Origin of the sequence: Neisseria flavescens, assembly GCF_005221285.1 — a bacterium.
Classification (GTDB): domain Bacteria; phylum Pseudomonadota; class Gammaproteobacteria; order Burkholderiales; family Neisseriaceae; genus Neisseria; species Neisseria flavescens.
Genome location: NZ_CP039886.1, coordinates 624,192 through 649,769, shown reverse-complemented (window position 1 = coordinate 649,769; position 25,578 = coordinate 624,192). Strand labels below are relative to the sequence as shown.

22 protein-coding genes and 3 tRNA genes are annotated in these 25,578 nt (G+C 48.9%); 10 read left to right on the top strand and 15 right to left on the bottom strand.

Going from position 1 to position 25,578, the window contains the following annotated elements; all coding sequences use genetic code 11:
• Positions 1–37 precede the first annotated feature (37 nt).
• From FAH67_RS03385 to FAH67_RS03355, 7 genes are all read right to left on the bottom strand, one after another.
• Positions 38–1,021 (bottom strand): ribose-phosphate pyrophosphokinase, encoded by a 984-nt coding sequence (locus tag FAH67_RS03385; protein ID WP_100066432.1) that lies wholly within the window; start codon positions 1,019–1,021, stop codon positions 38–40.
• A gap of 176 nt (positions 1,022–1,197) precedes the next feature.
• Positions 1,198–1,273, bottom strand: a tRNA-Gln gene (locus FAH67_RS03380).
• Between the two features lie 11 nt (positions 1,274–1,284).
• Positions 1,285–1,360 (bottom strand) — tRNA-Gln (locus FAH67_RS03375).
• Positions 1,361–1,370: 10 nt separating this feature from the next.
• Positions 1,371–1,446, bottom strand: a tRNA-Gln gene (locus FAH67_RS03370).
• Positions 1,447–1,451: 5 nt separating this feature from the next.
• Positions 1,452–2,300: a 4-(cytidine 5'-diphospho)-2-C-methyl-D-erythritol kinase gene (ispE, locus tag FAH67_RS03365; RefSeq protein ID WP_112890776.1), complete on the bottom strand. Its 849-nt coding sequence runs from the start codon at positions 2,298–2,300 to the stop codon at positions 1,452–1,454.
• 8 nt (positions 2,301–2,308) lie between these two features.
• Entirely contained in the window at positions 2,309–2,893 is a 585-nt protein-coding gene (gene lolB, locus FAH67_RS03360) for a lipoprotein insertase outer membrane protein LolB (RefSeq protein ID WP_003680790.1), read from the bottom strand.
• 56 nt (positions 2,894–2,949) lie between these two features.
• Entirely contained in the window at positions 2,950–4,812 is a 1,863-nt protein-coding gene (locus FAH67_RS03355; RefSeq protein ID WP_039864032.1) for a tetratricopeptide repeat protein, read from the bottom strand.
• Between the two features lie 174 nt (positions 4,813–4,986).
• Here FAH67_RS03355 and FAH67_RS03350 point away from each other — a divergent pair, with 174 nt between their 5' ends.
• The 3 genes from FAH67_RS03350 to recA all read left to right on the top strand — a co-directional run bounded on the left by FAH67_RS03350 (position 4,987) and on the right by recA (position 8,340).
• Positions 4,987–5,592: a CoA pyrophosphatase gene (locus FAH67_RS03350; protein WP_003680792.1), complete on the top strand. Its 606-nt coding sequence runs from the start codon at positions 4,987–4,989 to the stop codon at positions 5,590–5,592.
• 261 nt (positions 5,593–5,853) lie between these two features.
• Positions 5,854–7,146 carry a 3-phosphoshikimate 1-carboxyvinyltransferase gene (aroA, locus tag FAH67_RS03345; RefSeq protein ID WP_003680793.1) on the top strand — a complete coding sequence of 431 codons (1,293 nt, stop codon included), beginning with the start codon at positions 5,854–5,856 and terminating at the stop codon, positions 7,144–7,146.
• Positions 7,147–7,293: 147 nt separating this feature from the next.
• Positions 7,294–8,340 carry a recombinase RecA gene (recA, locus tag FAH67_RS03340; RefSeq protein WP_003680794.1) on the top strand — a complete coding sequence of 349 codons (1,047 nt, stop codon included), beginning with the start codon at positions 7,294–7,296 and terminating at the stop codon, positions 8,338–8,340.
• A 96-nt stretch (positions 8,341–8,436) separates the two neighbouring features.
• Here the strand turns inward: recA and fghA are convergent, their stop codons facing one another.
• Entirely contained in the window at positions 8,437–9,285 is an 849-nt protein-coding gene (gene fghA / locus FAH67_RS03335; RefSeq protein WP_003680795.1) for an S-formylglutathione hydrolase, read from the bottom strand.
• Between the two features lie 495 nt (positions 9,286–9,780).
• On the opposite strand from fghA, the gene FAH67_RS03330 reads away from it, so the two are divergent.
• Positions 9,781–11,493: a proline--tRNA ligase gene (locus FAH67_RS03330; protein ID WP_003680797.1), complete on the top strand. Its 1,713-nt coding sequence runs from the start codon at positions 9,781–9,783 to the stop codon at positions 11,491–11,493.
• A gap of 66 nt (positions 11,494–11,559) precedes the next feature.
• On the opposite strand, the gene pflA is transcribed toward FAH67_RS03330, so the two are convergent.
• The 5 genes from pflA to FAH67_RS03305 form a co-directional block, all read right to left on the bottom strand.
• Positions 11,560–12,366: a pyruvate formate lyase 1-activating protein gene (gene pflA / locus FAH67_RS03325; RefSeq protein ID WP_039864035.1), complete on the bottom strand. Its 807-nt coding sequence runs from the start codon at positions 12,364–12,366 to the stop codon at positions 11,560–11,562.
• Positions 12,367–12,505: 139 nt separating this feature from the next.
• Positions 12,506–14,791 carry a formate C-acetyltransferase gene (pflB, locus tag FAH67_RS03320; protein WP_003680803.1) on the bottom strand — a complete coding sequence of 762 codons (2,286 nt, stop codon included), beginning with the start codon at positions 14,789–14,791 and terminating at the stop codon, positions 12,506–12,508.
• 302 nt (positions 14,792–15,093) lie between these two features.
• Positions 15,094–16,392, bottom strand: a complete 1,299-nt coding sequence (locus tag FAH67_RS03315; protein ID WP_039864038.1) for an adenylosuccinate synthase — start codon at positions 16,390–16,392, stop codon at positions 15,094–15,096.
• Between the two features lie 43 nt (positions 16,393–16,435).
• Positions 16,436–17,593, bottom strand: coding sequence for an ATP phosphoribosyltransferase regulatory subunit (locus tag FAH67_RS03310; protein ID WP_003680805.1), 1,158 nt, complete (start codon positions 17,591–17,593; stop codon positions 16,436–16,438).
• A 322-nt stretch (positions 17,594–17,915) separates the two neighbouring features.
• Positions 17,916–18,719, bottom strand: a complete 804-nt coding sequence (locus tag FAH67_RS03305; RefSeq protein WP_003680807.1) for an outer membrane protein assembly factor BamD — start codon at positions 18,717–18,719, stop codon at positions 17,916–17,918.
• Between FAH67_RS03305 and rluD the strand changes: the two genes are divergently transcribed.
• The 6 genes from rluD (at position 18,718) to FAH67_RS03275 (ending at position 23,477) form a co-directional block, all read left to right on the top strand.
• Positions 18,718–19,842 carry a 23S rRNA pseudouridine(1911/1915/1917) synthase RluD gene (gene rluD / locus FAH67_RS03300; protein ID WP_003680806.1) on the top strand — a complete coding sequence of 375 codons (1,125 nt, stop codon included), beginning with the start codon at positions 18,718–18,720 and terminating at the stop codon, positions 19,840–19,842. The two genes, FAH67_RS03305 and rluD, sit on opposite strands and share 2 nt — an antisense overlap.
• A gap of 81 nt (positions 19,843–19,923) precedes the next feature.
• On the top strand, positions 19,924–20,694 hold the full coding sequence (pgeF, locus tag FAH67_RS03295) for a peptidoglycan editing factor PgeF (RefSeq protein ID WP_003680808.1): 771 nt from the start codon (positions 19,924–19,926) through the stop codon (positions 20,692–20,694).
• A gap of 120 nt (positions 20,695–20,814) precedes the next feature.
• Positions 20,815–21,294: an LPS-assembly lipoprotein LptE gene (locus tag FAH67_RS03290; protein ID WP_003680809.1), complete on the top strand. Its 480-nt coding sequence runs from the start codon at positions 20,815–20,817 to the stop codon at positions 21,292–21,294.
• Positions 21,294–22,295, top strand: coding sequence for a DNA polymerase III subunit delta (holA, locus tag FAH67_RS03285; protein ID WP_003680810.1), 1,002 nt, complete (start codon positions 21,294–21,296; stop codon positions 22,293–22,295). The genes FAH67_RS03290 and holA overlap by 1 nt, the downstream gene beginning before the upstream one ends.
• 146 nt (positions 22,296–22,441) lie before the next feature.
• Positions 22,442–22,861, top strand: a complete 420-nt coding sequence (locus FAH67_RS03280) for a hypothetical protein (RefSeq protein WP_003680813.1) — start codon at positions 22,442–22,444, stop codon at positions 22,859–22,861.
• A 91-nt stretch (positions 22,862–22,952) separates the two neighbouring features.
• Positions 22,953–23,477: an RDD family protein gene (locus tag FAH67_RS03275; protein ID WP_003680815.1), complete on the top strand. Its 525-nt coding sequence runs from the start codon at positions 22,953–22,955 to the stop codon at positions 23,475–23,477.
• A gap of 93 nt (positions 23,478–23,570) precedes the next feature.
• On the opposite strand, the gene FAH67_RS03270 is transcribed toward FAH67_RS03275, so the two are convergent.
• A complete protein-coding gene (locus tag FAH67_RS03270) occupies positions 23,571–24,806 on the bottom strand; it encodes a beta-ketoacyl-ACP synthase (RefSeq protein ID WP_003680816.1) in 1,236 nt (411 codons plus the stop codon).
• The gene (gene fabG / locus FAH67_RS03265) at positions 24,800–25,528 is read right to left on the bottom strand and encodes a 3-oxoacyl-ACP reductase FabG (protein WP_003680817.1); all 729 of its coding nucleotides are present in this window, start codon (positions 25,526–25,528) and stop codon (positions 24,800–24,802) included. Before fabG ends, FAH67_RS03270 begins: the two co-directional genes overlap by 7 nt.
• Positions 25,529–25,578: the final 50 nt, after the last annotated feature.

The window sequence follows — 25,578 nt, the reverse complement described above, 5'->3', positions numbered from 1 at the left end:
TCGTCATCGGCCGCGACCAGCTTAAGACGACATCGGGTTATGGCAGCAACATGCCGCCAGTCATCACATCTTCATTGAAAAGATATGAGACGGATTCTTCATTGCTGATACGGCGTACCGTTTCAGCCAGCAAACCGGCAATGGTAACTTGACGGATGCGTTCACATTTTTTAGCTGCTTCAGACAACGGAATCGTATCTGTCACAACTACTTGGTCAATTTCGGAAGAAGCAATTCGATTCACTGCTTCGCCGGAGAATACTGCATGGCTGGCATATGCCAGTACACGATCTGCACCACGCTCTTTCAGAGCAACGGCTGCTTTACACAAGGTGTTTGCCGTATCGATCATATCATCTACGATCAAGCAAGTACGGCCTTGAATATCGCCAATAATGTTCATCACTTCAGCCACGTTGGCTTTAGGACGACGTTTGTCGATAATGGCCAAATCAGCATTTAAAGATTTAGCAACAGCACGTGCACGTACAACACCACCAATGTCAGGGCTGACAACAGTCAGGTTCTCAATGCGCTGTTGTCTAATATCGTTCAACAAAATCGGGGTAGCGTAAATATTATCTACCGGAATATCGAAAAAACCTTGAATTTGATCGGCATGCAAGTCAACAGTCAATACACGGTCGATACCAGCCGAGTACAACATATTTGCCACTAATTTAGCAGAAATCGGTACACGAACAGAGCGAGGACGGCGATCCTGGCGCGCATAGCCAAAGTAAGGAATCGCGGCAGTAATACGACCGGCAGAAGCACGTTTGAGTGCATCGGCCATAGTCAAAATTTCCATCAGGTTGTCATTGGTTGGCGCGCAGGTAGGTTGCAAAATAAACACATCGCGACCACGCACATTTTCCAACAATTCAATGGCTACTTCGCCATCAGAGAATTTGGAAACAGTGGCTTCACCGAGTGAAATATCCAAATGTTTGACAACACGTTGCGCCAATTCCGGATTTGCATTACCAGTAAACACCATTAAACTGTCATAAGCAGCCATATCTTCACCTGATTCTAGATTTAATTTACGCGCAGAAAACATTACGCTTCCCTTTGCCCCATGTCTAAGACACTAATTATGCGATTATACGCGTAAAGACGGGTAAAAAGAAGTTTTTCAGCGTTATTTTGCCCTTAGCGTAAAAAAGCGTGTAAGAAAACTTACACGCTTTTATTTGGCTGGGGAGGAAGGATTCGAACCTTCGCATGCTGGAATCAAAATCCAGTGTCTTAACCGCTTGACGACTCCCCAATAAAGGGTGTTGGCTGGGGAGGAAGGATTCGAACCTTCGCATGCTGGAATCAAAATCCAGTGTCTTAACCGCTTGACGACTCCCCAACAAAGGGTTTGGCTGGGGAGGAAGGATTCGAACCTTCGCATGCTGGAATCAAAATCCAGTGTCTTAACCGCTTGACGACTCCCCAACTTACTAAATCATATGAAACAGTGGATGAATATCTAACCCTTCCACACAATAAGCTTCATATGATTGAGAAACCTGTTGGTAAATTGTATTTGCTTCTTGATGAGATGCACTTGCTATAAACAAACAAGCCCCAGAACCGGTCATTAATGCATAACCATATTGGGATAACTCAACATAAGCCTTCCAAACTTCAGGATATTCCTGAAACACAACCGCCTGCATATCATTTTGAAACGGCTGTAATGATTGGAAAGTCGGCATTATGCTGGGTTTGGAATCCCGTGTCAAGCTTTCATGTGCAAAAATTTTAGCTGTTGCCACATGGACGGGGGGCTTAACGATAACATACCATTGTTTAGGGACATCTATTTCAGCCAGCTTCTCACCTACTCCTTTGGCAAAAGCACTTCTTCCAAAAATAAAAAAAGGAACATCCGCACCAAGACTTACGCCTAAATCAATCAGTTGCTGCCTGCTCAAGCCGCATTGCCACCATTGGTTTAAAACCATTAAAACTGTAGCCGCATCAGAGCTGCCGCCGCCCAATCCTCCGCCCGTCGGAATCACCTTATCCAACCAGATTTCGACGCCGTGCGCTACGCTTGCATATGGCAGCAATAATTTAGCCGCCCGATAAGTCAAGTCCTGTTCAGGCTCAAGCCCTTCAACCGGCGTATGCAGAATAATCTGCCCATCAGTACGCATTTTCAGTTGAACGGTATCATATAAGCCGATCAAACAGAAAATACTTTCCAAATTATGATAACCATCGCTCCTACGGCCGGTAATCCTCAAATCCAAATTTAATTTGGCCGGCGCAGGAAAGGCTTGGATTTCCTCTGAAACAGACATGGCATCCTCTATTTGCGTGCTGCGCATCGGGTTTGTCCATTCTTATCTAAAGAGTGGTTTACCGTGTCGAACACCAAGCGGATATTAAACTTGGCATTCTCAAGTTGAAGTGTTTTGGGCTGTTCTGAACTATTTAAAGTACGCGATATTGTCCAGTCAAACTGCTCCAGACGGCCATCAGGCAGGATTTTGTATGGCGCATTGGCGACGCGTTTACCATCAGCCCAAATATGCAGATATTGAACCGGCAAAGCAAAGCCCAAAAGCTGTCTGCTCAATTCCTCAGCCGTTTCCGCCTGATAAACCTTACCCTTACTGTCTACTGCCAATACGCCTTCACTGTCTTGACACAGCTGGCCTACGGTATTGCCTAATGGTGTATTCACATCAATGGTTTGAACCGCATTCTGATAAGTCCAGTCGAAATTGGCATAAGAGCCTTTTCCTTCCACTTTGACAGCCAATCGACCGTCTGCGCTAAAATCCTGCACCTGCTCTGCTACTTGCCAATTGTTTTGCTGAGGTAAGTTTGGCTGCGCACAAGCAGCTAAAAACAATAAGGCTGCAACCGATGATAATTGTTTTAAATTCATGGATATTCCTTCATAGGCCGTCTGAAATCAAACGCTTTTCAGACGGCCTTTTGGTTTTATTTGTGTTTTTGAGGATGCGGTTTACTGGACGTTATACCGAATTTGGACATTGTCTCTTTTAATACTCGGAGATTGCTTCCGCGCTTCAAACCGTCATTCCAGATTTCTTTGGCTTTGTCTTGGTCGCCAAGTGTCCATAGGACTTCACCCAAATGCGCGGCGACTTCGGCTTCAGGTTCTTTTTCATAGGCATATTGGATATATGGAAGCGCCATTTGCGCATCGCCTTTAAGATAATACGCCCAGCCTACACTGTCATTAATTGCTGCACTTTCCGGCTCCATTTGATAGGCCGTCTGAACCATTTTAAACGCTTCCTCCAAATCCTTGCCGTTGAACAGCAAGGTATAGCCCAAAGCATTCCAACCGTGCGGATTATCCGGATACAGCTCTACCACACGGCGTAAATCGGCAATCGCCTTGCCTGGCTGATTCAGCTTCTCATACACCATCGAACGCTGATACAACACATTGGCAAGCAGCTCGGGAGAAGCTTGGGTTTTCAAGGATTTTTCGGTGGAGTTTACCAAACTGTTCAACGCATTTAACGATTCTTGAAGATTGGTATTTTTAGACAATACAAACAAAGCCGTATTCAGCAAATCACTGGCTTCAAAATAACGTCCTCTTTGCTCGGGCATTTTTTGTGCGCGTTGCACCAAAGCCCAAGCCTCTTTATGGTTGCCCTGTTTGGCTTCGATAGAAGCGGCCAAAATAGTTTTATCAAACGTATAAGCCGTTGCCGTTACCTTGTCCAGCCATTGTTTGGCTTTGGCAAATTCTTCTACATCATTATATGAAACTGCACCAATCAATGCCGCACGGCTGCGTTGCTCTTCCGTACCGGCTTTATAAGCCTTTTCCAGATAGCTGTTTACCGCAGAAATATTTTCCGTCTTACTGGCTGACAATAAGGCGGCCTGAATATACAAATCAGGGTTTGGATTTTCTTCCAACAAAGTCTGCAAACGCTTAAAAGCCTGATCATTTTGACCATGAGCGATCAAATTGGCGATGTCCAATTCCTGCCAAATCGGAGATAAGGTTTTGGTATCTGTCTCTTTGAAGAAGCCATCCAGAATATCAGGATACCGTTGCGCCATCAGCCGCAACGTAACAAAAGTCGGTGGCAGAATTTCGTTATCCAACTTGGCCAAGCGCTGCAATGCCGCAATGGCGTGTTTCTTTTGACCGTCTTTTGCACTAAAAATTGCATCCGCAATCGCAGCTTCAGGGAAGTCTTTATAATTCAATGCCGTTTTATGCACTTGTTTGACCGCATCGCTGGTCAGATTCGGCTGTTGGGCTGCGGTTTGTGCCAAAAGCAGGAACACGCGCTTTTGCTCGTCTTCACTACCGCCGGCAATCACCTTGTCCAATCCGCTCAAATTCTTATCGGCTTTGCCCAGCAGCAAATTGCGCAACCAAGTCATACGCTTTTGAGTTTCACCAGGCTCCGGCTCGATTTCGCGCCATTTTTGGTAAATGGCTTCAGCCTGTTCAAAGGCATTTAAAGAAACCGCCATTTCCAAAGCGCGTTCGGCTACTTCGGGAGATTTGGTGCGATGCAACGTTAAAATATAAGTAAACAGCGCAGAAGCCGCATCGCCCTTTTGCAGGGCCAGTTCTGAATTTAACAAAGTAAAAACCTGCGAGGTGCGGTTTTGTATACCCAACAGACGTATCCGCTCCTGCTCGCGTTCTTCGGGAGAAAAACGGTCTGCACGGCTTTTCTTTTTAATAATCTTAGCCGATTCAAAAACTGTATTTGAATCGCCGGGCGCGGCAAAAGTTTGTGTAGCAAACAACATCATTACAGCCGCAGCTGCCACTCGAATACGGGATGGGGAAAACAACATAACTATCCTTTTTGAGAACCTGCCGGTATTTTCAGACGGCCTAAGCACTTGCAAAACAGACGCAAAGCTTTATTTATCATTCAGGCATAACTGTAACACACGCACCCTATTTTGTTGACACGGTAACCGTAAACCTTGTGTAATCCTCATCTGCATAAAACGATCAGCGCCAAAATGAATACCGACCAACTTATCCATTTCCTAACTCAAGCTTCACGCTTCAGCAGCCGTATGCAAGCAGAGCGCAATCAATTAGTTACCGCCCAAACAGCCAAAGAAGCAGCCGTTTTGGTCGGCATGGTTTTGAATGAAGGAACGTGGCAAATTTTACTGACCAAAAGGGCCGAAACCTTAAGGCAGCACACCGGACAAATCGCCTTTGCAGGCGGCCGTAAAGATGCCCAAGACGACAGCCTAACAGCAACGGCGTTAAGAGAAGTTTATGAAGAAACCGCCATTCCGATTACCGCATGGCAAACTTTTGCGCCGCTACCCTTTTATGACACGCCTTCCGGCTACCGTGTTACGCCTGTTCCGGCAATTTGCACCCAGCCCGTCAACCCCAAAGCCAATCCCGATGAAGTAGCAGAAATTTTTTATCTGCCTTTGGACTTCGCCTTAAACCTGAAAAACTACACATTCCGTCAACTTCATCACAACAATCAAACCCTCGCCCTCCCTGCCCTGCCTTTCCGACACTACGACATTTGGGGGCTGACAGCAATCATTCTATATGGACTGGCAGAACGTTATCAGCAATATTGCCAAGCTTTTAAATAAGGCAAGGCCGTCTGAAAAAATAGGAAAGAATGGTTTCTGATTTTCTTATGGTGTTTGGTTATATACCTGACACAACAAAATAAGTTATAGCGGCAAACACAAAATAGGAGCAGAAAATTTCAAAATAAATGATTGGAAAATAGTGTAACGATATAAAAATTCATTTTTTCACAAACAAATTGCGCCCTCTTCATTTTTCAGACGGCCTTTGCCTGCGTATAATATCGGTCTATTTACAATTCAAACGAGCTTAGTCCAGTCATGACCGAATCCATCCGCCTGCCCGCTTCTACACTCAAGCCTTCCACCATTGCCCTACCCGGATCCAAAAGCATCAGCAACCGCACGCTGCTCTTGGCCGCACTCTCCGACAACGTTTGCGAAATCCATTCTTTGCTCAAATCCGACGATACCGACCGAATGCTTGAAGCACTCGACAAACTCGGCGTACAAATTGAATCTTTACCTGAAGGCCGTCTGAAAGTTCATGGCAGCGGCGGCCGCTTTCCCAACCAAACCGCCGATTTATTTTTAGGCAACGCCGGTACGGCATTCCGCCCTTTGACTGCCGCGCTTGCCGTTTTGGGTGGCGACTATCATCTGCATGGCGTACCGCGTATGCACGAACGCCCCATTGGTGATTTGGTGGATGCGCTACGCATTGCAGGTGCGGACGTACAATATTTGGGCAATGAAAACTATCCGCCGCTTCAGATCGGCAAACGCAAAGACAACGGCGAGCGCGTTATTCCGATTAAAGGCAATGTTTCCAGCCAATTCCTGACCGCCCTGCTGATGGCTTTGCCCTTGACCGGACAAGCTTTTGAAATCCACATGGTAGGCGAATTGATTTCCAAACCTTATATCGACATCACGCTCAAGCTGATGGCGCAGTTCGGTGTGGACATCATCAATGAAAACTACCGTGTATTTAAAATCCCGGCCGGTGCCAAATATCATGCGCCCGAACATTTATATGTAGAAGGCGATGCATCCAGCGCGTCTTATTTCTTGGGCGCAGGCCTGATTGCGGGTACACCCATCCGCGTGACCGGCATCGGCGCGCACAGCATCCAAGGCGATGTTGCCTTCGCACGCGAACTGGAGAAAATCGGCGCAGATGTCATTTGGGGCGAAAATTTTGTTGAGATTTCCCGCCCGGCCGAGCGCAAGATTCAGGCTTTTGATTTGGATGCCAACCATATCCCTGATGCAGCCATGACCTTGGCTATCGTCGCACTGGCCACTAAGCAACCATGCACCCTGCGCAATATCGGCTCATGGCGCGTCAAAGAAACCGACCGTATCGCCGCCATGGCAACCGAACTGCGCAAACTGGGTGCAGAAGTCGTTGAAGAAGCCGAAGCCATCCATATCACGCCGCCCGAAACACTTACCTCCGATGCCGTCATCGATACTTATGACGACCACCGCATGGCCATGTGTTTCTCGCTGGCTTCGCTTTTAGGCGTCCCTGTCATCATCAACGACCCAAAATGTACGCATAAAACTTTCCCCGACTATTTCCAAGTTTTTGCATCATTGACCAAATGATTGATTATTCAAAGTTTCAGACGGCCTGTTGCATACAAAAAACACAGGCCGTCTGAAAAATAAAAATAAAACTATACTTTTTCTTAATTTATGCAATAATAGCTAAATAAATTCTTAGCGATTCATATTTCCTTTCGGAGAGAAAACATGTCAGACGAAAAAAGCAAAGCCTTAGCCGCCGCCCTTGCCCAAATCGAAAAAAACTTCGGCAAAGGCTCCATCATGAAAATGGACGGCAGCCAACAGGAAGAAAACCTTGATGTTATTTCCACCGGCTCCCTCGGCGTTGACTTGGCACTCGGCGTTGGCGGTCTGCCCCGCGGCCGCGTGGTTGAAATTTTCGGCCCGGAATCCTCCGGTAAAACCACACTCTGTCTCGAAGCAATTGCCCAATGCCAAAAAAATGGCGGCATCTGCGCATTCATCGATGCCGAGCATGCTTTTGACCCGATTTACGCCCGTAAACTCGGCGTAAAAGTCGAGGAACTCTATCTCTCCCAACCGGATACCGGCGAACAGGCATTGGAAATCTGCGATACCTTGGTACGCTCTGGCGGTATCGATATGGTCGTTGTCGACTCCGTAGCCGCACTTGTGCCTAAAGCCGAGATCGAAGGCGAAATGGGCGACAGCCACGTCGGCCTGCAAGCCCGCCTGATGAGCCAAGCCTTGCGTAAACTGACCGGCCACATCAAACGCACCAATACATTGGTTGTTTTCATTAACCAAATCCGTATGAAAATCGGCGTGATGTTCGGTAGCCCTGAAACCACAACCGGCGGTAACGCGCTCAAATTCTACGCCTCCGTCCGCCTCGACATCCGCCGTACCGGTCAGATTAAAAAAGGCGATGACGTTATTGGTAACGAAACCAAAGTCAAAGTCATCAAAAACAAAGTTGCGCCTCCATTCCGTCAAGCCGAATTCGATATTCTTTACGGCGAAGGCATCAGCTGGGAAGGCGAATTGATCGACTTGGGCGTTAAACATGACATCGTTGAAAAATCCGGTGCATGGTACAGCTACAACGGCGCAAAAATCGGCCAAGGTAAAGACAATGTACGCGTTTGGCTGAAAGAAAATCCTGATATCGCCAACGAAATCGATGCCAAAATCCGTGCGGCAGTCGGTATTAATGTCGATATTACCGAAGGCAAATTAGACGATACCGACGGCGAACGTCCTGAGGAATAAGTCTGTTTAAAATTAAAGGTTAAATAAAGACCAAATAAAGGCTGTCTGAAATCCGACCATTAATCGGATTTCAGACGGCCTTTTATTCAATACTGCTTAAAGCCCTAATGCCTGAGCGTGAAACTCAATATGTGAATCGATAAAGCTGGCAATAAAGAAATAGTCATGCCCATAGCCCGGGCGTACTTTATATTGGATATTGAAACCTTTTTCGCGTGCTGAGCGGACAAACCCTTCCGGTTGCAGGACTTCAGGATACAAAGCATCTTCACTGCCGACATCAATCAAAACAGGCAATTTATGCAAGGCCGTCTGAAGCAGCTCGGTACTGTCATAGCGTTTCCATGTTTCCACGTTTTGACCCAAATAAGCTGAAAACGCCTGCCTGCCGCCTTCCGTATCGATAGGATGACATAAAGGCGCAAAAGCGGAAACCGCGGCATATCGACCGGGATAGTTCAAAGCCAAATGCAGCGCGCCATGCCCGCCCATGCTGAAACCTGCAATGCTGCGCTCTTTCGTTACCGGGAAATTATGCTCAATCAAATCAGGCAATTCTTGGCTGATATAGCTTTCCATTTGGTAATGCTGCACCCAAGGTGCTTCAGTTGCGTTAACATAAAATCCGGCCCCCTGTCCAAGATAATGTTCCTCACTGTCGGCAACATGCTGACCACGTGGCGAGGTATCCGGAAAAACCACGATAATATTCCATTGCGCCGCAAAACGCTGGATTCCGCTTTGCCGAACCAATTCAGAACCATCACTATTTAAGCCGGAAAGAAAATATAAAACAGGAGCGGGATAGCCTTTTAAGACTTGTGGTGGCAGATAAACGTCAAACACCATATCCGTTTGGCAGGTTTGAGAAAAGTGGCGGTACCGTTCCTGATGCCCGTTAAACATCTTTCTGCGTTCCAGCAAATGCAATTCTGAATTTTTCATTTTATCCCTTGTAAGGAAACAACAATAAGCAGAATGTTAGCGCAAGACCTGCCCATCGTGTTGTTGCCCCACCTTTTAAGGCAACCAAATCTGCTATAAATAAGGCTTGCCAATCATGCGAAATCATTACGCCGACAGCATTTAAAATCTATACACAATCTCTGTGGATAAATCTGTTGATAAGCTTTGGGTAATCGTAAAATTTTCTTTAGGAACAAACCAAGTCTTAAATTGACTAAAATTTAATCAAATAAAATATAATAAAATCAAATAGTTATATTTATAAGATTTCGCTATAATCATACAGTGAAAATTTATAGGTAAAACAAGGTTATGCAGTTTTGTGCATAAATTAGGGTTGACATCCCTAAAAATCGCCCCGAATCAAAAGCTCCGTGAAACAACGGCCAATTTCATCAGACGCCATTCAAAAGACGCGCGACCATACATTTTGCGTTACAATACGCACTTATTTTTAAGAAAGAAAAATACGCCATGAAAGCCTCCCAGTTCTTCATTTCTACCCTTAAAGAAGCCCCTGCCGAAGCCGCACTTGCCAGCCACAAGCTGATGATTCGTGCCGGTTTGATCAAAGCCAACGCATCCGGTCTTTATACTTGGATGCCGATGGGTCTGCGCGTATTGCGCAAAGTTGAAAATATCGTGCGCGAAGAAATGGCCCGCGCGGGTAGCGTGGAGCTGCTGATGCCGGTGGTACAACCTGCCGAACTGTGGCAGGAATCCGGCCGCTGGGAGTTTTACGGTAAAGAACTGCTGCGCCTGAAAGACCGTCATGACCGTGATTTCTGCATGGGTCCGACTTGTGAAGAAGTCATTGCCGACATCGTGCGCAAAGAAGTCAACAGCTACAAACAACTGCCGAAAAACTTTTACCACATCCAAACCAAATTCCGCGATGAAGTGCGCCCACGCTTCGGTGTGATGCGTGCGCGCGAGTTCGTCATGAAAGATGCTTATTCCTTCCATGCCGACTATGCCTCGCTTCAGACGACCTATCAAGATATGTATGACGCTTACTGCCGTATCTTTGCCCGTTTGGGTTTGGAATTTCGTCCTGTTGCTGCGGATACCGGCAGCATCGGCGGTACCGGCTCTCACGAATTCCAAGTATTGGCTGAAAGCGGCGAAGACGTTATTGCATATAGCGACACTTCCGATTACGCCGCCAATATCGAGTTGGCACCAACTTTGCCGCTTAAAGGCGAACGTGCAGCTGCTCAGGCCGAGTTGACCAAAGTACATACGCCAAACGTCAAAACCATTGAGTCTTTGGTTGAATTCCTGAATATTCCGGTTGAACAAACCCTCAAATCCATTGTGGTTGAAGGCGAAAACGAAGGCGAACTCGTCCTGTTGCTGTTGCGTGGCGACCATGAATTTAACGACATCAAGGCAGAAAAACTGGCCGGCGTGAAATCGCCACTAACCATGGCGAGCCCTGCCGCAATTGTTGAACAGTTCGGCGCAAACGGCGGCTCTCTCGGCCCTGTCAACTTCAAAGGTAAAGTCTATGCCGATTTCGCCACCGAAAAAGGCGCAGACTGGGTGATTGGCGCGAATGAAGACGACTACCACTATACCGGCTTCAACTTCGGCCGCGATGCTGCCGAGCCTGAATTTGTCGATTTGCGCAATGTCATCGAAGGCGACATCAGCCCTGATGAACAAGGCCGTCTGAAACTGGCGCGCGGTATTGAAGTCGGTCACGTTTTCCAATTGCGCAACAAATATACCCAAGCCATGAATGTCAGCTTCTTGGACAATAACGGCAAATCCCAAATCATGGAAATGGGCTGCTACGGTATCGGTATTACCCGCGTTGTGGCTGCTGCCATCGAGCAAAACAACGACGAAAAAGGCATTGTTTGGACCAAAGCAATGGCACCGTTTGAAGTCGTTATTGTGCCGATGAACTACAAAAAATCTGAAGCCGTACGCGAAGCCGCCGACAAAATCTATGCCGAGCTTTTGGCTGCCGGTGCGGATGTTTTGCTGGATGACCGCGACGAACGTGCGGGCGTATTGCTGAATGACTCCGAGCTGTTGGGTATTCCTCACCGCATCGTAATCGGCGATCGTGCTTTGAAAGAAGGCAATGTCGAATATGCTGAACGCCGTGACAATCAGGCTCAAGCCGTTGCGATATCAGAAGTTGTCGCCAAGGTTTTGGCCGCATTGAACGCTTAAGTCTTTTTCAATCATGAAAAGGCCGTCTGAAACTGATTATTTCGTTTCAGACGGCCTTTTTCTGTTTTAATAAATAATGTTTTTTCCGTAGCTCTCTAATATTTCTTTGATTTTCAAAATGGTTTCTTTAGGCGGCGGATGTACGCCTTTTAATTTGTATTCGTCACCGCACAAAGCCCATTTATGCGCGCCCAATTCGTGATACGGCAAAAGCTCGACCATTTCGACATTATCCATATCACCGATAAACTCGCCCAATAAATGCGCCGAACGCTCATCATCGGTGTAGCCTGGAACAACCACATAACGTACCCGCGTCGGCTGATTGCGTTCGGCAAGATAGCGCGCGAATTTCAGCGTTTTGGTATTTGGGATACCGACAAGCACTTTATGAATTTCAGGATCGATTTGTTTTAAGTCGAGCATGACCAAATTGGTATGATCGAGTAAATCATCCAAAATCGAATCATAGTGCAGCGCATAGCCATTGCTGTCGAGACAGGTATGGATATCATGTTCCCGACAGGCCGTAAACCAATCGCGTACAAACTCATATTGCAATAATGGCTCGCCGCCTGTTGCCGTTACGCCTCCGCCTGTTGCACGCAGATAATGACGATAGGTCATGACCTGCTTCATCACGGTTGCCACATCCAATTCCTGCGCCTGCTCGGTATGAAGATCCCATGTGTCGCGATTATGGCAATACAGGCAGCGCATCAGGCAACCTTGCAAAAAAAGCACGTAGCGCAAACCCGGACCATCGACAGCACCGCAAGATTCAATCGAATGAATAATGCCTTTGCCGTTGTAGTGGCGGTGGCCAAGGTCTTTCAGTTCCGGCTCTGGGGTAATGGCAAAAGTCGTGGACATAGTGTTCGGCTCAAAAATGTTTTTGCTTATATGGATTGTACGATAATAAAGGCCGTCTGAACATTTCAGACGGCCTCGGAGCTTTGTTTCAAAACAAACCAAATGCAAATTTAGCTTCCGGTTTGTTTCTCCACCCGGATTACATGGTTTCTGTGAATGTACGGGTAATCACGTCAAGCTGTTGCTCGCGGGTCAGCGAGTTGAAGCGAACCGCATAACCGGACACACGAATGGTCAACTGCGGATATTTCTCCGGATTGTGCATTGCATCTTCCAAAGTCTCGCGATTCAATACGTTGACGTTCAAGTGTTGGCCGCCTTCCAAAATACCGTCTTCATGGTGGAAATAACCGTCCATCAAACCGGCAAGGTTGCGTTCGCGAGAATGCTCGTCTTTACCCAACGCGCCAGGAATAATGGAGAAGGTATAGGAAATACCGTCTTTGGCAAACTCAAATGGCAGTTTGGCTACGGAAGTCAATGAAGCGACTGCACCGTTGACGTCACGGCCGTGCATTGGGTTTGCCCCCGGACCAAACGGAGCGCCTGCACGGCGGCCGTCTGGAGTATTACCGGTTTTCTTACCGTAAACAACGTTGGAGGTAATGGTCAGTACGGACTGAGTCGGAGTGGCGTTGCGGTAAGTTTTGTGGGTTGCCACTTTTTTCATGAAGCGTTCAACCAAATCGCAGGCGATATCGTCAACGCGGTCGTCGTTGTTACCAAATTGTGGGTATTCGCCTTCGATTTCAAAGTCAACGGCAATGCCGTTTTCGTCACGAACCGGTTTTACTTTGGCGTATTTAATGGCAGACAGAGAGTCGGCAGCCACAGACAGACCGGCAATACCACACGCCATCGTACGAATCACATCACGGTCATGCAATGCCATCAATGCAGCTTCGTAGCTGTATTTGTCGTGCATGTAGTGAATGATGTTCAACGCGGTAACGTATTGGGTTGCCAACCAATCCATGAATTGGTCCATGCGTGTGAATACGGTATCGTAATCCAAAACTTCGTCCAAAATCGGTTCGGTTTTCGGGCCGACTTGGTCTTTAGATTTTTCGTCCACACCGCCGTTGATTGCGTACAGCAAGGTTTTTGCCAAATTCGCACGGGCGCCGAAGAACTGCATTTGTTTGCCGACAATCATCGGGCTGACGCAGCAGGCAATAGCGTAATCATCGCTATTGAAGTCAGGACGCATCAAGTCGTCGTTTTCGTATTGGATAGACGAAGTGTCGATGGATACTTTGGCGCAAAACTCTTTAAAGCCTTGCGGCAGTTGTTCAGACCACAACACGGTGATGTTTGGCTCAGGAGACGGGCCCATGTTGTACAAGGTGTGCAACACACGGAAGTTGGTGCGTGTTACCAAGGTACGGCCGTCCAAGCCCATACCGCCGATAGATTCGGTTGCCCAAATCGGGTCGCCGGAGAAGAGTTGATCGTATTCCGGAGTACGCAGGAAACGAACCATACGCAGTTTCATCACCAAGTGGTCAATGAATTCTTGCGCTTGGGTTTCGGTAATCACACCGTTTTTCAGGTCGCGTTCGATGTAGATGTCCAAGAATGAAGATACACGGCCGAAAGACATCGCTGCACCATTTTGAGATTTAACGGCAGCGAGGTAGGCAAAGTAAGTCCATTGGATGGCTTCTTGTGCATTTTTCGCAGGGCCGGAAATATCGTAGCCGTAAGAAGCCGCCATTTCTTTCATTTGGCTCAATGCTTTATATTGGTCATTGATTTCTTCGCGGCGGCGGATCACTTCTTCCAAGTCCACACCGTTTTCCAAATCGGCTTGCAGTGAGTTGAACTGGTTGAGTTTGTCTTTCATCAAGAAGTCGATACCGTACAATGCAACACGACGGTAGTCACCGATAATACGGCCACGGCCATAAGCATCCGGCAGACCGGTAATCACGCCTGATTTGCGGCAACGGCGGATGTCGGGAGTGTAAACGTCAAACACGCCTTGGTTATGGGTTTTACGGTATTTGGTGAAAATTTCGCTGACTTCAGGGTTCAGCTCAACGTTGTACACTTTACACGCGTCTTGCACCATTTTCAAACCGCCAAACGGCATGATGGAGCGTTTCAAAGGCTCGTCTGTTTGCAGGCCGACGATGGTTTCCAAATCTTTGTTGATGTAGCCTGGAGCGTGGCTGGTAATACCGGATATGATTTGCGCGTCGATTTTGTACGGCTCGTGCGTACGGTTTTCTACTTTAATGCCTTCCAATACGTCCGCCCACAGTTTGGTTGTGGCTTCGGTTGCAGGTGCCAAGAAAGAAGCATCGCCTTCATAAGGCGTGTAGTTTTTCTGAATAAAATCGCGAACATCTACGTTGGTTTCCCAGTTACCGCCAGTAAAACCTTCCCAAGCGGCTGGACGTTGCTGAACATCATTTGACATATCAAGCTCCTAATTTTATTGAAAATATAGACCGTAAATTTTCTGAAAGGATAGCACTAATACCCTTCCATTCACAGGGATTTTCTTGAAATAAAATTACAGACTAGCCTTTTCTTGACTTACATCAATGAGAATAATTGTTACTTGGCACTACATCTCGGTTTCCAAACATTCGCGTTTAAAAACGGCGTAGAATACAAAATTCAGCCCTGAAGACAGACATCCTTCAGGGCTGAATTTTTATTGCATTTCATATAAAAGGCCGTCTGAAACATTCAGACGGCCTTTTATTCACTTAATCATTAAGCAAACGGATGATGCAAAACGATGGTTTCCTCACGGTCAGGACCGGTTGAAACAATAGCCACAGGCGCACCGCACACTTCTTCAATACGTTTCAGATAAGCTTTAGCGTTTTCAGGCAGCTTGTCGTACTCTTTCACGCCGAAAGTCGACTCGCTCCAACCCGGTATGGTTTCGTAAATCGGTTTGCAGGTTTCTACCGCATCGGAGCCGCAAGGCAGAATGTCGGTTTTGCTGCCATCAGGCAATTCATAACCTACGCAAATATTGATGTTCTCAATACCGTCCATCACGTCCAGCTTGGTAATGCACATGCCGGAAATGCCGTTAACTTGAATAGAGCGTTTCAGAGCAGCCGCGTCAAACCAGCCACAACGACGCGCACGACCGGTTACGGAACCGAATTCATGACCGCGCTCAGCCAAGCCTGCGCCCACTTCGTCAAACAATTCAGTCGGGAATGGGCCGGAACCCACGCGGGTAGTATAGGCTTTAACAATACCCAAAACGTAATCCAGCATTTGCGGACCTACGCCTGCACCCGCAGAAGCGGCACCTGCCAAGCAGTTGGAGGAAGTTACAAACGGATAAGTACCGTAGTCGATATCCAACAACGTACCTTGCGCGCCTTCAAACAACAGGCTTTCGCCTTTGCGGTTTTTCTCGTTCAAAACACGGGAAACATCAGTAATCATCGGTGTAATGCGCGGTGCAACTTTTTCAATAACCGCCATCACATCTTCAATTTTGACCGGCTCGGCATTGTGCAGGTGTTGCAACTGAACATTGTAATAAACCAAAACGGCTTCCAGTTTTTCAACCAGTTTTTCAGGGTGCAACAAGTCCACCACGCGAATCGCGCGACGGGCAACTTTATCTTCATAGGCTGGGCCGATGCCGCGACCGGTTGTACCGATTTTGCTTTTACCGCGGGAAGCTTCGCGAGCTTGGTCAAGCGCAATGTGGTAAGGCAGAATCAATGGGCAGGTTGGCGCAATTTTCAGACGGCCTTCAACGTTTTTCACACCGGCAGCGTTCAATTCGTCGATTTCGCCCAACAATGCTTCAGGAGAAACGACAACACCTGAGCCGATGAAGCAGTCCAAAGTCTCATGCAAAATGCCGCTTGGAATCAGGCGCAAAATGGTTTTTTTGCCACCGACGACCAAAGTATGGCCGGCATTGTGGCCGCCTTGGAAACGTACTACACCGCTGGTTTCTTCCGCCAGCCAGTCAACAATCTTACCTTTGCCTTCATCACCCCATTGGGCACCGATTACGACAACATTTTTAGCCATAGCCATCTAACCTTATTTCAGATACAAAATTTCAAAATAAAACTCAATCGTTCAAAGCGATTACTTTCCAAACGCCGTCTACCTGTTTCAGACCGCCTGTAACCTCTTCCGAACCGTTATAGCCGATACCGTAATCGATAACGACACATTGTCCTTGTTCGCGCAAAGCATCTACCGCTTCTTGAGCCGCAGGCATGTCTTTTACATCAACAGCCACCACGGACTCCCGTCCGATAGCTGGAAGGCGGCCGATAAAGCTGCGCAAATCAAAACTGAATCCGGCTGCAGGACGCGCGCGTCCGAAGTATCCGCCCAATCCGTCATAACGGCCGCCGCGTGCCACAGCATCATGACGGTTTGAACCATAAGCCGCGTAAAGCAAACCGGTATGGTAATTGTCAACGCGCAGTTCCGACAAATCGATATGCACTTTTTGATTTGGGAACGCATCGCATACTGCCTGCAATTCATCCAAAGCCGCACTGACTGCGGACAATTCCGGTAATTTCTCTCTAGCCAAAGTCAGCACTTCACGACCGCCGTACAGTCGGGGCAACAATGAAAACGCTTTTGCCCACATGCCATCGAGTTTCCACTCTTTGACCAACTGGCTGACAGCCTCGGCATCTTTGTCCTGCATCGATGACAGCAGGATTGCCGATTGCTGCTCATCCAAATGCGCAGCATTGGCCAAAGCGCGGAATACACCGATATGTCCCAATGAAAGCAAAACTTCGCCCATGTCGGCGATTTTCATACTTTTCAGCATCAAATCGATCAATTCAATATCCGCTTCAATGCCTTCCAAGCCGTACATTTCCGCACCCGCCTGCAAAGGCTCGCGCATATTGAGCAATCCGTCAGGCCGCGCATGAAGCACCGAACCGGCATAGCATAAACGGTTGATGCCTTGATTGGCGGAAAGCAAGTGGGCATCAATACGCGCCACCTGAGGCGTAATATCCGCGCGGATACCAAGCTGACGGCCGCTGAGCTGATCGACGACCAAAATGGTTTTCAAAGACAAACCGGCATCGATATGCGTCAATAAGGAATGACTGTATTCCATCAATGGCGGTTGCACCAATTCATAACCATGCACGCGGAACAAAGCCAACAGCCGCTCACGGGCGCTTTCCAGTTGTCGGGCATTGGTCGGTAACACGTCGGCAACGTGTTCAGGAAGCTGCCAAGACTTCATGAGAATCTACCTCTGTTTTTTTGTAAACATAAAGGGCTGATTAAATTTAAAACCAAATCAGCCTGACGACTGAAATTTTCCTGAACGCATCAACGGCAAATCCGATGCTGCTTCAACAAAACTGATTTTAAATTTAAACAGCCCCTGAGTAACGGCTTCAAACCGTCGAGTTATTAAAATCAGACTTTACCATATTAAAACGAATTTTGCACCCTGTTTACAGAGAACGTAAAAAAACATTAAAAACAAAGGCCGTCTGAAAACCAAATGCATAGCTGCATCATTTTCAGACGGCCTTATTCATGCCTGAACAACCCGACGCTTAACGCCAGTAACGCCACCAAGGCATATCGTCAGATCGCCATTCGTGTTGCAAGAACGGGCTTTGCGGGAAGTTGGTTTCCAAAACACGGCGTGTATCGGCAGCCAGTTGCGGCTTGTCCAGTTTTTTGTACGCCAATTCCATCATCGCCAAAGCTTCTTCAACGTAACGGGTATTTTGGTAACGGCTGACGATTTTTTGCGCACGGTTGGCCGCTGCGACATAAGCACCGCGTTTCATGTAATAACGCGCCACAGATATCTCGTTACCGCCCAAAGCGTCCACCAGCTTGGCCATACGCTCGGTTGCATCGGCAGCGTATTTGCTGTTTGGATAACGTTGCACCAACTCGGCAAACGCCTGATAAGCATCGCGGTTGGCTTTCGGGTCACGGTCGGACCAGTCTTGGGAAGCCAGCTTGTTCAAGAAAGACTGGTCTTCGTTAAACAGGACCAAACCTTTCAAGTACAGCGCGTAGTCCATATTCGGATGTTGCGGATGATGGCGTTGGAAGCGCGCAATGGCAGCCAAGGCTTTTTCCGGCTCATCGTCTTTATAATAGGCATACGCCGTATCCAACTGGGACTGCTGGGCATAGCGGCCGTTTGGAAAACGGGATTCTAAAATTTCGTATAACTTGACAGCTCGCGTATAATTGTTGCTGTTCAATTCGTCTTGCGCTTCGGCATAAAGCTTTTCCACACTCCAATCTTGAGTAATTTGGGCGTCTTTATCGATTGTGCCTTTATTTGCGCAGGCACTCAGTGCCAAACCTAAAGAAACTACTAAAAGAATTTTTTTCATGCAGAATACTTCCTTTGATAACGAAGCCGATTATAGCGATGATTTAGACTTTCCGTCATCCCCTGAAACAGAAAGTTGTGTTAATTTGACCGTTCCGCTCGAAATGGCGGGCGGAAGGCTGGATGCCGTATTGGCCAAACTCATGCCCGACTACTCGCGCAGCCGCCTGAGTTCGTGGATTAAAGAGGGTGCGGTCATTGTAAACGATAAGCCCGCGCAACCCAAAGACAAAATGATAGGCGGTGAATTGATTGCCGTTACGGTACGTCCGAGCGAAGAAAACCTCGCGTTCACGCCAGAACCGATGGATTTGGACATCATTTATGAAGACGATACCGTCATCGTCATCAACAAACCGGCCGGATTGGTCGTCCATCCTGCCGCAGGCAACTGGAGCGGCACCCTGCTCAACGGCCTGTTGGCGCACTGTTCCGAATTAAGCCAAGTGCCGCGTGCGGGCATCGTACACCGTTTGGACAAAGAAACCAGCGGCCTGATGGTGGTCGCCAAGACCTTGCCGGCGCAAAACTCACTGGTTCAACAGCTTCAAGAGCGCACAGTCAAACGCATTTACCGCGCAGTCGCCAACGGCATTGTTCCTTTCGACGGCAAAATCGAAACCCAAATCGGCCGCGATCCGCACAACCGCCTGAAAATGGCAGTCGTCAAATTTGGCGGCAAACCTGCCATTACGCACGTCAAAGTGTTGGAACGTTATCTGGCACACAGCTACATTGAATGCTCGCTCGAAACCGGCCGCACACACCAAATCCGCGTCCATATGCGCGAAGCCAATCATCCGCTGGCCGCCGATCCTGTTTACGGCAATCTGCGCCATCCATGCAGCGACGCAGTTAAAGAAGCCATCAAAGCCCTCGGCGCGCGCCAAGCCCTGCATGCTTACCGCTTGAGCTTTGTACACCCGAAAACCGGCGAAACCGTTTCCTTTGAAGCGCCTATGCCTGACGATATGTACCACCTGCTTTCCGTCCTGCGTCTGGAAGCCGGTTTGGATTCATCTTTGAGTAATGAGGAAGAATGGCAAGAGAAATTCGGCATGGACGATGACGACGATTGGAATGAAGACGACTACGATGTCGAAGTCGTTTATGTAAAGGATTAAACCCATTTTTCAGACGGCCTAAAACATTATTTCAGGCCGTCTGAAATCAATCCGTTCCAATATTTCAGCGATTCAAAAATTATGAAAACCATCACAGATACCCTAAACCTCGCCCCGCAAGGCAAGAACTTTTTAACTGCCGACTGGCCTGCCCCTGCCAATGTCAAAACGCTTATTACCACGCGCAACGGCGGTGTCAGCGAAGGCGTGTACCGCAGCCTGAATGTCGGTTCGCACGTCGGCGACAATCTGGAAGCCGTGCTCCGCAACCGTGAAATCGTACAGGAACAAGTCGGCCTGCCCGTTGCCTACCTCAATCAAATCCACAGCAGCATTGTTGTAAATGCCGCCGAAGCGTTAGGTAATACGCCCGACGCCGATGCCTCGGTTGATACGACGGGTACGGTCGCCTGCGCTTCAATGACTGCCGATTGCCTGCCCGTCTTGTTTTGCGACAAAGCAGGTACAGTCGTTGCGGCGGCTCATGCAGGTTGGCGCGGTTTGGCCGGCGGCGTTTTGCAAAATACCATTGCGGCAATGAATGTCGAGCCGTTGGAAATCATGGCCTATCTCGCGCCTGCCATCGGCCCTGATGCGTTTGAGGTGGGGCAAGATGTATTTGATGCGTTTTGCACACCTATGCTGGAAGCTGTCGATGCGTTTGAAGACATCGGCGGCGGCAAATACCTTGCCGACATTTACGCTTTGGCACGCATGGTTCTGCACCGCGAAGGCGTGAGCATGATTTATGGCGGCACCCATTGTACCGTCTTGGAGCGCAATACTTTCTTCTCCTATCGCCGCGACGGACAAACCGGCCGCATGGTCAGCCTGATTTGGTTGGAAAAATAAGATTCGCACCATCAAAGACAAGGCCGTCTGAAATACTTTCCGTTTGCGGTTTCAGACGGCCTAAACATTATTCGTTATAATCCGACGATACCGTAACCGGTTTCAACGAAGGAATATCCAATGAAAAAAATCCTATTGCCTGCACTCGCCCTATTGCTTGCCTCTTGCGGTTTCCACCTGAAAGGCACAGGCGTGACTTCGCAGCCGCTGCCTTATCAAAACTGGCATGTAGAAGGCGGAGCCGTCATGCAAAAAGCGCTGGAAAATGCCTTACGCCGTGCCGACGGCCATCCGGTTAGCGAAGCCGAATCACAAATTACCCTGCGCGTTGTCGACTTTCAAAAACGCCGCGACATCTACACCATCACCCGCGCCGCCGCAATCAACGAATACCTGCTGGCCATGACCGTCAAAGCCCAAGCCTTCCGCAACGGCGAGCCGGTTGGCGAACCGATGGAAGTTAAAGTTCACCGCACCATGGACTACGCCGACAGCGAAGTTTTGGGCAAACAGGAAGAGGAAGAAACTATTTGGTCTGAAATGCGCATCGACGCCGCAGATCAAATCGTCCGCCGTCTGACTTTCCTGAAAGCGCAATAATGGCTGCCGCACCCATTGAGAGCCTGCGCCCCGATACGCCGCTCCAACCGTTGTACATTATTCACGGCGAAGAGGATTTGTTGCGCATCGAGGCTTTGGATACGCTGCGCGCAGCCGCAAAAAAACAAGGCTATCTCAACCGCGAAGTCTATACCGCCGAAAACAATTTTGACTGGAACGAGCTGTTGCAAAGTGCCGGCAGCGCAGGTTTGTTTGCCGATTTGAAACTGCTAGAAATCCACATTCCCAACGGCAAACCCGGCAAAAACGGAGGCGATGCCCTGCAAACCTTCGCCGAACGCCTGCCCGAAGATACGGTTACGCTCATCCTCCTACCCAAGCTTGAAAAAGCGCAAATTCAGTCCAAATGGTTTTCCGCATTGGCAGGCAAAGGCATCGTCTTAGAAGCCAAAGCCGTTGCGCCACATGCTTTGCCGCAATGGATACAGGGCCGTCTGAAACAGCAGGGTTTGGATATCGAACCTGAAGCGCTCGCCCTTTTTGCCGAGCGCGTCGAAGGCAATCTTTTGGCCGCCCGTCAGGAAATCGAAAAACTCGCCCTGCTCCATCCTCAAGGCCATTTAATCAATATTGCCGACGCAGAGGCTGCGGTTGCCACCGTCGCCCGCTTCGACGTATTCCAACTGGCAGGCGCATGGATGAAAGGCGATGCCCTGCGCGTTTCCCGTTTGCTGGACGGTTTGGAAGAAGAAGGTGAAGAGCCGGTTTTGCTGTTGTGGGCAGTTGCCGAAGATATCCGCACCCTAATCCGCCTGACTGCAGCACTCAAGCAGGGACAAAACATCCAAGGCCTGCGCAACAGCCTGCGTTTATGGGGCGACAAGCAGACCCTTGCACCGATGGCGGCCAAACGCATTTCCATCAACCGCCTGCTCGACGCGCTCAAAACCTGCGCCAAAATCGACCGCATCATCAAAGGCGCGGAAGAAGGCGACGCATGGACCGAGTTCAAACAGCTCGTTACCTCGCTGGCCGCCTGAAACCGTTGCCACGCGTCAAGAAACTTGCACGCAATACGCCCCAAAAACAGAAAATACTGTAAAATAGCGTAAACTCAAATTCAGGCCGTCTGAACCTCACATTTCAGACGGCCTCTTCCAGCAAAAAACAAGGAAACACCAACCATATGGATAATAAAACCAAACTTCGCATCGGTGGTCTGGCCCTGCTGACCACTGCCGTATTAAGCCTCATCATCGTTCTGATCGTCGATTCATGGCTGCTGGCCATCCTGTTGGCCGTTATCATCGTGGCCGCTGCCGCAGGAGGTTTCGTTTGGACTTCACGCCGTCAGCAACGCCAATTCCTCGAGCGCCTGAAAAAATTCGACATCGATCCGGAAAAAGGCCGTATCAACGAAGCCAACCTGCGCCGTATGTATCACAGCGGCGGCCAACATCAAAAAGACGCGATTACCTTGGTTTGCCTGTCACAAAAATGTTCCGTTGACGAAGCGCACGCCATCTTCAAAAAACGTCCGACCCGTCAGGAAATGAACCAAATGGCTGCCCAACAGGCACGCGGTCAAAAACGTCCACATCGCTAATCCCGACAGTAACAGGCCGTCTGAACATCCTATCCCGTTTCAGACGGCCTGTTTTTATTTCCATCAAACCCATTTCCGTTTCCATCGCATTATGACCCGTCTTCCTACCGCCCCACTCAAACGCCGCCTCGCCGCACTGGTTTACGAACTTCTGCTGACCGGCGCCGTTACCAGCATTGCCGCCCTTGCAGCCGGTATTGTCGCCATCTTTCTCAATCCCGTTTCCACGCGCCTGTCCATGCTGGCAACCTGTCTGATTCTGTTCTACGCATGGTGGCTCTACTTTCGCGCCAACTGGCACAAAAAAGGCCAAACCCTCGCCATGCAGACATGGAAAATCGGTTTAGCCGATAAAAACGATACCCAGCCGCCCCTGCCACAGCTGCGCCTGCGCTTTATTTGGGCAAGCATTTTTATTGTTTTCATTCCCCTGTTTGCCTACGCCGGATTGCGCCATCTGCTCAATATCCCGCCCAAAGGCGCATTCGGCGCCGCACTCATTTGGCTCATCCTGCCATGGGGTTTCACCCTATTCCATCCCGATCGCCAGTTCCTCTACGATTTCTTGGCCGGAACAAGGCTGGTGGATTTGAATCAGAAGAAAACAAACGAATAAAATCCAAAAGCGACTCAAGCTCTAAATAAAATAAAGGCCGTCTGAAACTCAAGATAAGTTTCAGACGGCCTTTAATCATAACATAAGCAATAATTATTCTTGCCAACGTTTGAACACCAGCGAAGTATTGACGCCGCCAAAAGCAAAGTTATTGCTGACCACATAATCGGTTTGAATCTCACGTCCGCCTGTTTGGATGTAATCCACTTTGCCGCAACGCGGATCGATGTTTTCCAAATTGACAGTCGGCGCAAACCAGCCGTTATTCATCATTTCGATGGTAAACCAGGCTTCCAATGCACCGCACGCGCCGAGTGTATGGCCGAGATAACTTTTTTGCGAACTCATCGGCACAAAACCAAACACTGCCTCAGTCGCCAATGTTTCAGCAATATCGCCTTTTTCGGTCGCCGTACCGTGGCCGCTGACATAGCCGACTTTATCAGGCGTAATACCGGCGTCTTTCAGCGCAAGCTCCATACATTTTTGCATGGTCTCTTTTTGCGGTTGGGTAACATGGCTGCCGTCGCTGTTGGCGCCATAGCCGACAAGCTCGGCATAGATTTTCGCACCGCGCGCACGGGCGTGTTCTACTTCTTCCAATACAAATATGCCTGCGCCTTCGCCGATGACCAAGCCGTCTCGAGCGTTGTCGTAAGGGCGCGGTGTCAGCTCAGGTTCGCCGTTGCGGCGGCTGGCGGCATAGAGTGAATCGAAAACATAAACTTCGGACGGACAAAATTCTTCGCCGCCGCCAGCCAGCATCATATCAATCAGGCCGTATTTAATCGCTTCATAGGCATAACCAATGCCTTGGCTGCCGGAAGAACATGCGCTCGAAGTCGGGATAATGCGGCCTTTCAAGCCGAAGAAAATGCCGATATTGGCGGCAGTCGTATGCGGCATCATGCGCACATAAGTATTGGCGTTGAAATTGCGCGATGTGCCGGTAAGCAAAAGTTCGCCCATATCGCCGATGTCTTTGGTACTGCCGACAGATGAGCCGCACGCTACGCCCATACGGCCGTCTGTAATGCTTTCATCACCCAGCAAGCCTGCATCCGTCAAAGCTTGTTCCGCCGCATCGACACACAGATGCGACACGCGCCCCATGCTTCTGAGCTGCTTGCGCGTCCAATGTTCGGGAGGAGAATAGCCTTCAATCGGCGCACCCAGTTGCGCTTCCAATTCAGGAAAGCGTTCGCTCCAATCCATATATTTGACTGCGTTTTTTTCGGCTTTAAAGGCCGTCTGAATACTTTGCCAATCACGGCCGAAAGCGGTAATACCGCCGATACCTGTTACAACGACTCTTCTGGTATTCAACACAAACCTCCGTTCACAGCAATCACTTGGCGCGTAATGTACGCCGCTTTTTCATCCATCAAAAAGCGCACCGCATGCGCTACTTCCTCGGGCAATCCCATACGCGCGGCAGGGACGGCCTTTAAGATTTCTTCGACAGGTACGTTCTCATCAATAATATCGGTATCAATAAGGCCCGGCGCCACGCAGTTGACGGTAATTTTGCGTTTTGCCAACTCAACCGCCAAGGCTTTTGCCGCGCCGATCAAGCCCGCTTTGGACGCGCTGTAATTGACCTGACCGCGGTTGCCAGTCAAACCGGACACCGATGCCATACACACAATCCGTCCTGCTTTGCGGCGGCGGATCATCGGCATGGTCAAAGGGTGCAATACATTATAAAAACCGTCCAAATTGGTACGCAGCACCAAGTCCCAATCGTCATCAGTAAACGCAGGAAACGCATTGTCGCGCGTCAGGCCGGCATTCAACACCACGCCGTAATATGTGCCGTTTGCCTCAATGTCGGCAGTCAAAATTTCACGGCAGGCTTCGCGGTCGGACACGTCAAACTGCAACACGCGCGCATTTCTACCCAATGTACGGATTTCTTCCGCGACAGCTTCCGCTTCATCACGGCGGCTGCGGCAGTGGACGACAATATCAAAGCCGTCCTGCGCCAAACCAAGCGCGACGGCTTTACCGATACCGCGATTAGACCCTGTAATTAAAATAGTTTCACTCATACGTTTTCTCACTATATCGACAGGCCGTCTGAATCTTTGTCTTTTCAGAC

Bases quoted from the DNA above. Each gene is read 5' to 3' on its own strand.
- FAH67_RS03385 (WP_100066432.1), bottom strand. From the start codon at position 1,021: ATGGCTGCTTATGACAGTTTAATGGTGTTTACTGGTAATGCAAATCCG.
- ispE (WP_112890776.1), bottom strand. From the start codon at position 2,300: ATGTCTGTTTCAGAGGAAATCCAAGCCTTTCCTGCGCCGGCCAAATTA.
- lolB (WP_003680790.1), bottom strand. From the start codon at position 2,893: ATGAATTTAAAACAATTATCATCGGTTGCAGCCTTATTGTTTTTAGCT.
- FAH67_RS03355 (WP_039864032.1), bottom strand. From the start codon at position 4,812: ATGTTGTTTTCCCCATCCCGTATTCGAGTGGCAGCTGCGGCTGTAATG.
- FAH67_RS03350 (WP_003680792.1), top strand. From the start codon at position 4,987: ATGAATACCGACCAACTTATCCATTTCCTAACTCAAGCTTCACGCTTC.
- aroA (WP_003680793.1), top strand. From the start codon at position 5,854: ATGACCGAATCCATCCGCCTGCCCGCTTCTACACTCAAGCCTTCCACC.
- recA (WP_003680794.1), top strand. From the start codon at position 7,294: ATGTCAGACGAAAAAAGCAAAGCCTTAGCCGCCGCCCTTGCCCAAATC.
- fghA (WP_003680795.1), bottom strand. From the start codon at position 9,285: ATGAAAAATTCAGAATTGCATTTGCTGGAACGCAGAAAGATGTTTAAC.
- FAH67_RS03330 (WP_003680797.1), top strand. From the start codon at position 9,781: ATGAAAGCCTCCCAGTTCTTCATTTCTACCCTTAAAGAAGCCCCTGCC.
- pflA (WP_039864035.1), bottom strand. From the start codon at position 12,366: ATGTCCACGACTTTTGCCATTACCCCAGAGCCGGAACTGAAAGACCTT.
- pflB (WP_003680803.1), bottom strand. From the start codon at position 14,791: ATGTCAAATGATGTTCAGCAACGTCCAGCCGCTTGGGAAGGTTTTACT.
- FAH67_RS03315 (WP_039864038.1), bottom strand. From the start codon at position 16,392: ATGGCTAAAAATGTTGTCGTAATCGGTGCCCAATGGGGTGATGAAGGC.
- FAH67_RS03310 (WP_003680805.1), bottom strand. From the start codon at position 17,593: ATGAAGTCTTGGCAGCTTCCTGAACACGTTGCCGACGTGTTACCGACC.
- rluD (WP_003680806.1), top strand. From the start codon at position 18,718: ATGCAGAATACTTCCTTTGATAACGAAGCCGATTATAGCGATGATTTA.
- FAH67_RS03305 (WP_003680807.1), bottom strand. From the start codon at position 18,719: ATGAAAAAAATTCTTTTAGTAGTTTCTTTAGGTTTGGCACTGAGTGCC.
- pgeF (WP_003680808.1), top strand. From the start codon at position 19,924: ATGAAAACCATCACAGATACCCTAAACCTCGCCCCGCAAGGCAAGAAC.
- FAH67_RS03290 (WP_003680809.1), top strand. From the start codon at position 20,815: ATGAAAAAAATCCTATTGCCTGCACTCGCCCTATTGCTTGCCTCTTGC.
- holA (WP_003680810.1), top strand. From the start codon at position 21,294: ATGGCTGCCGCACCCATTGAGAGCCTGCGCCCCGATACGCCGCTCCAA.
- FAH67_RS03280 (WP_003680813.1), top strand. From the start codon at position 22,442: ATGGATAATAAAACCAAACTTCGCATCGGTGGTCTGGCCCTGCTGACC.
- FAH67_RS03275 (WP_003680815.1), top strand. From the start codon at position 22,953: ATGACCCGTCTTCCTACCGCCCCACTCAAACGCCGCCTCGCCGCACTG.
- fabG (WP_003680817.1), bottom strand. From the start codon at position 25,528: ATGAGTGAAACTATTTTAATTACAGGGTCTAATCGCGGTATCGGTAAA.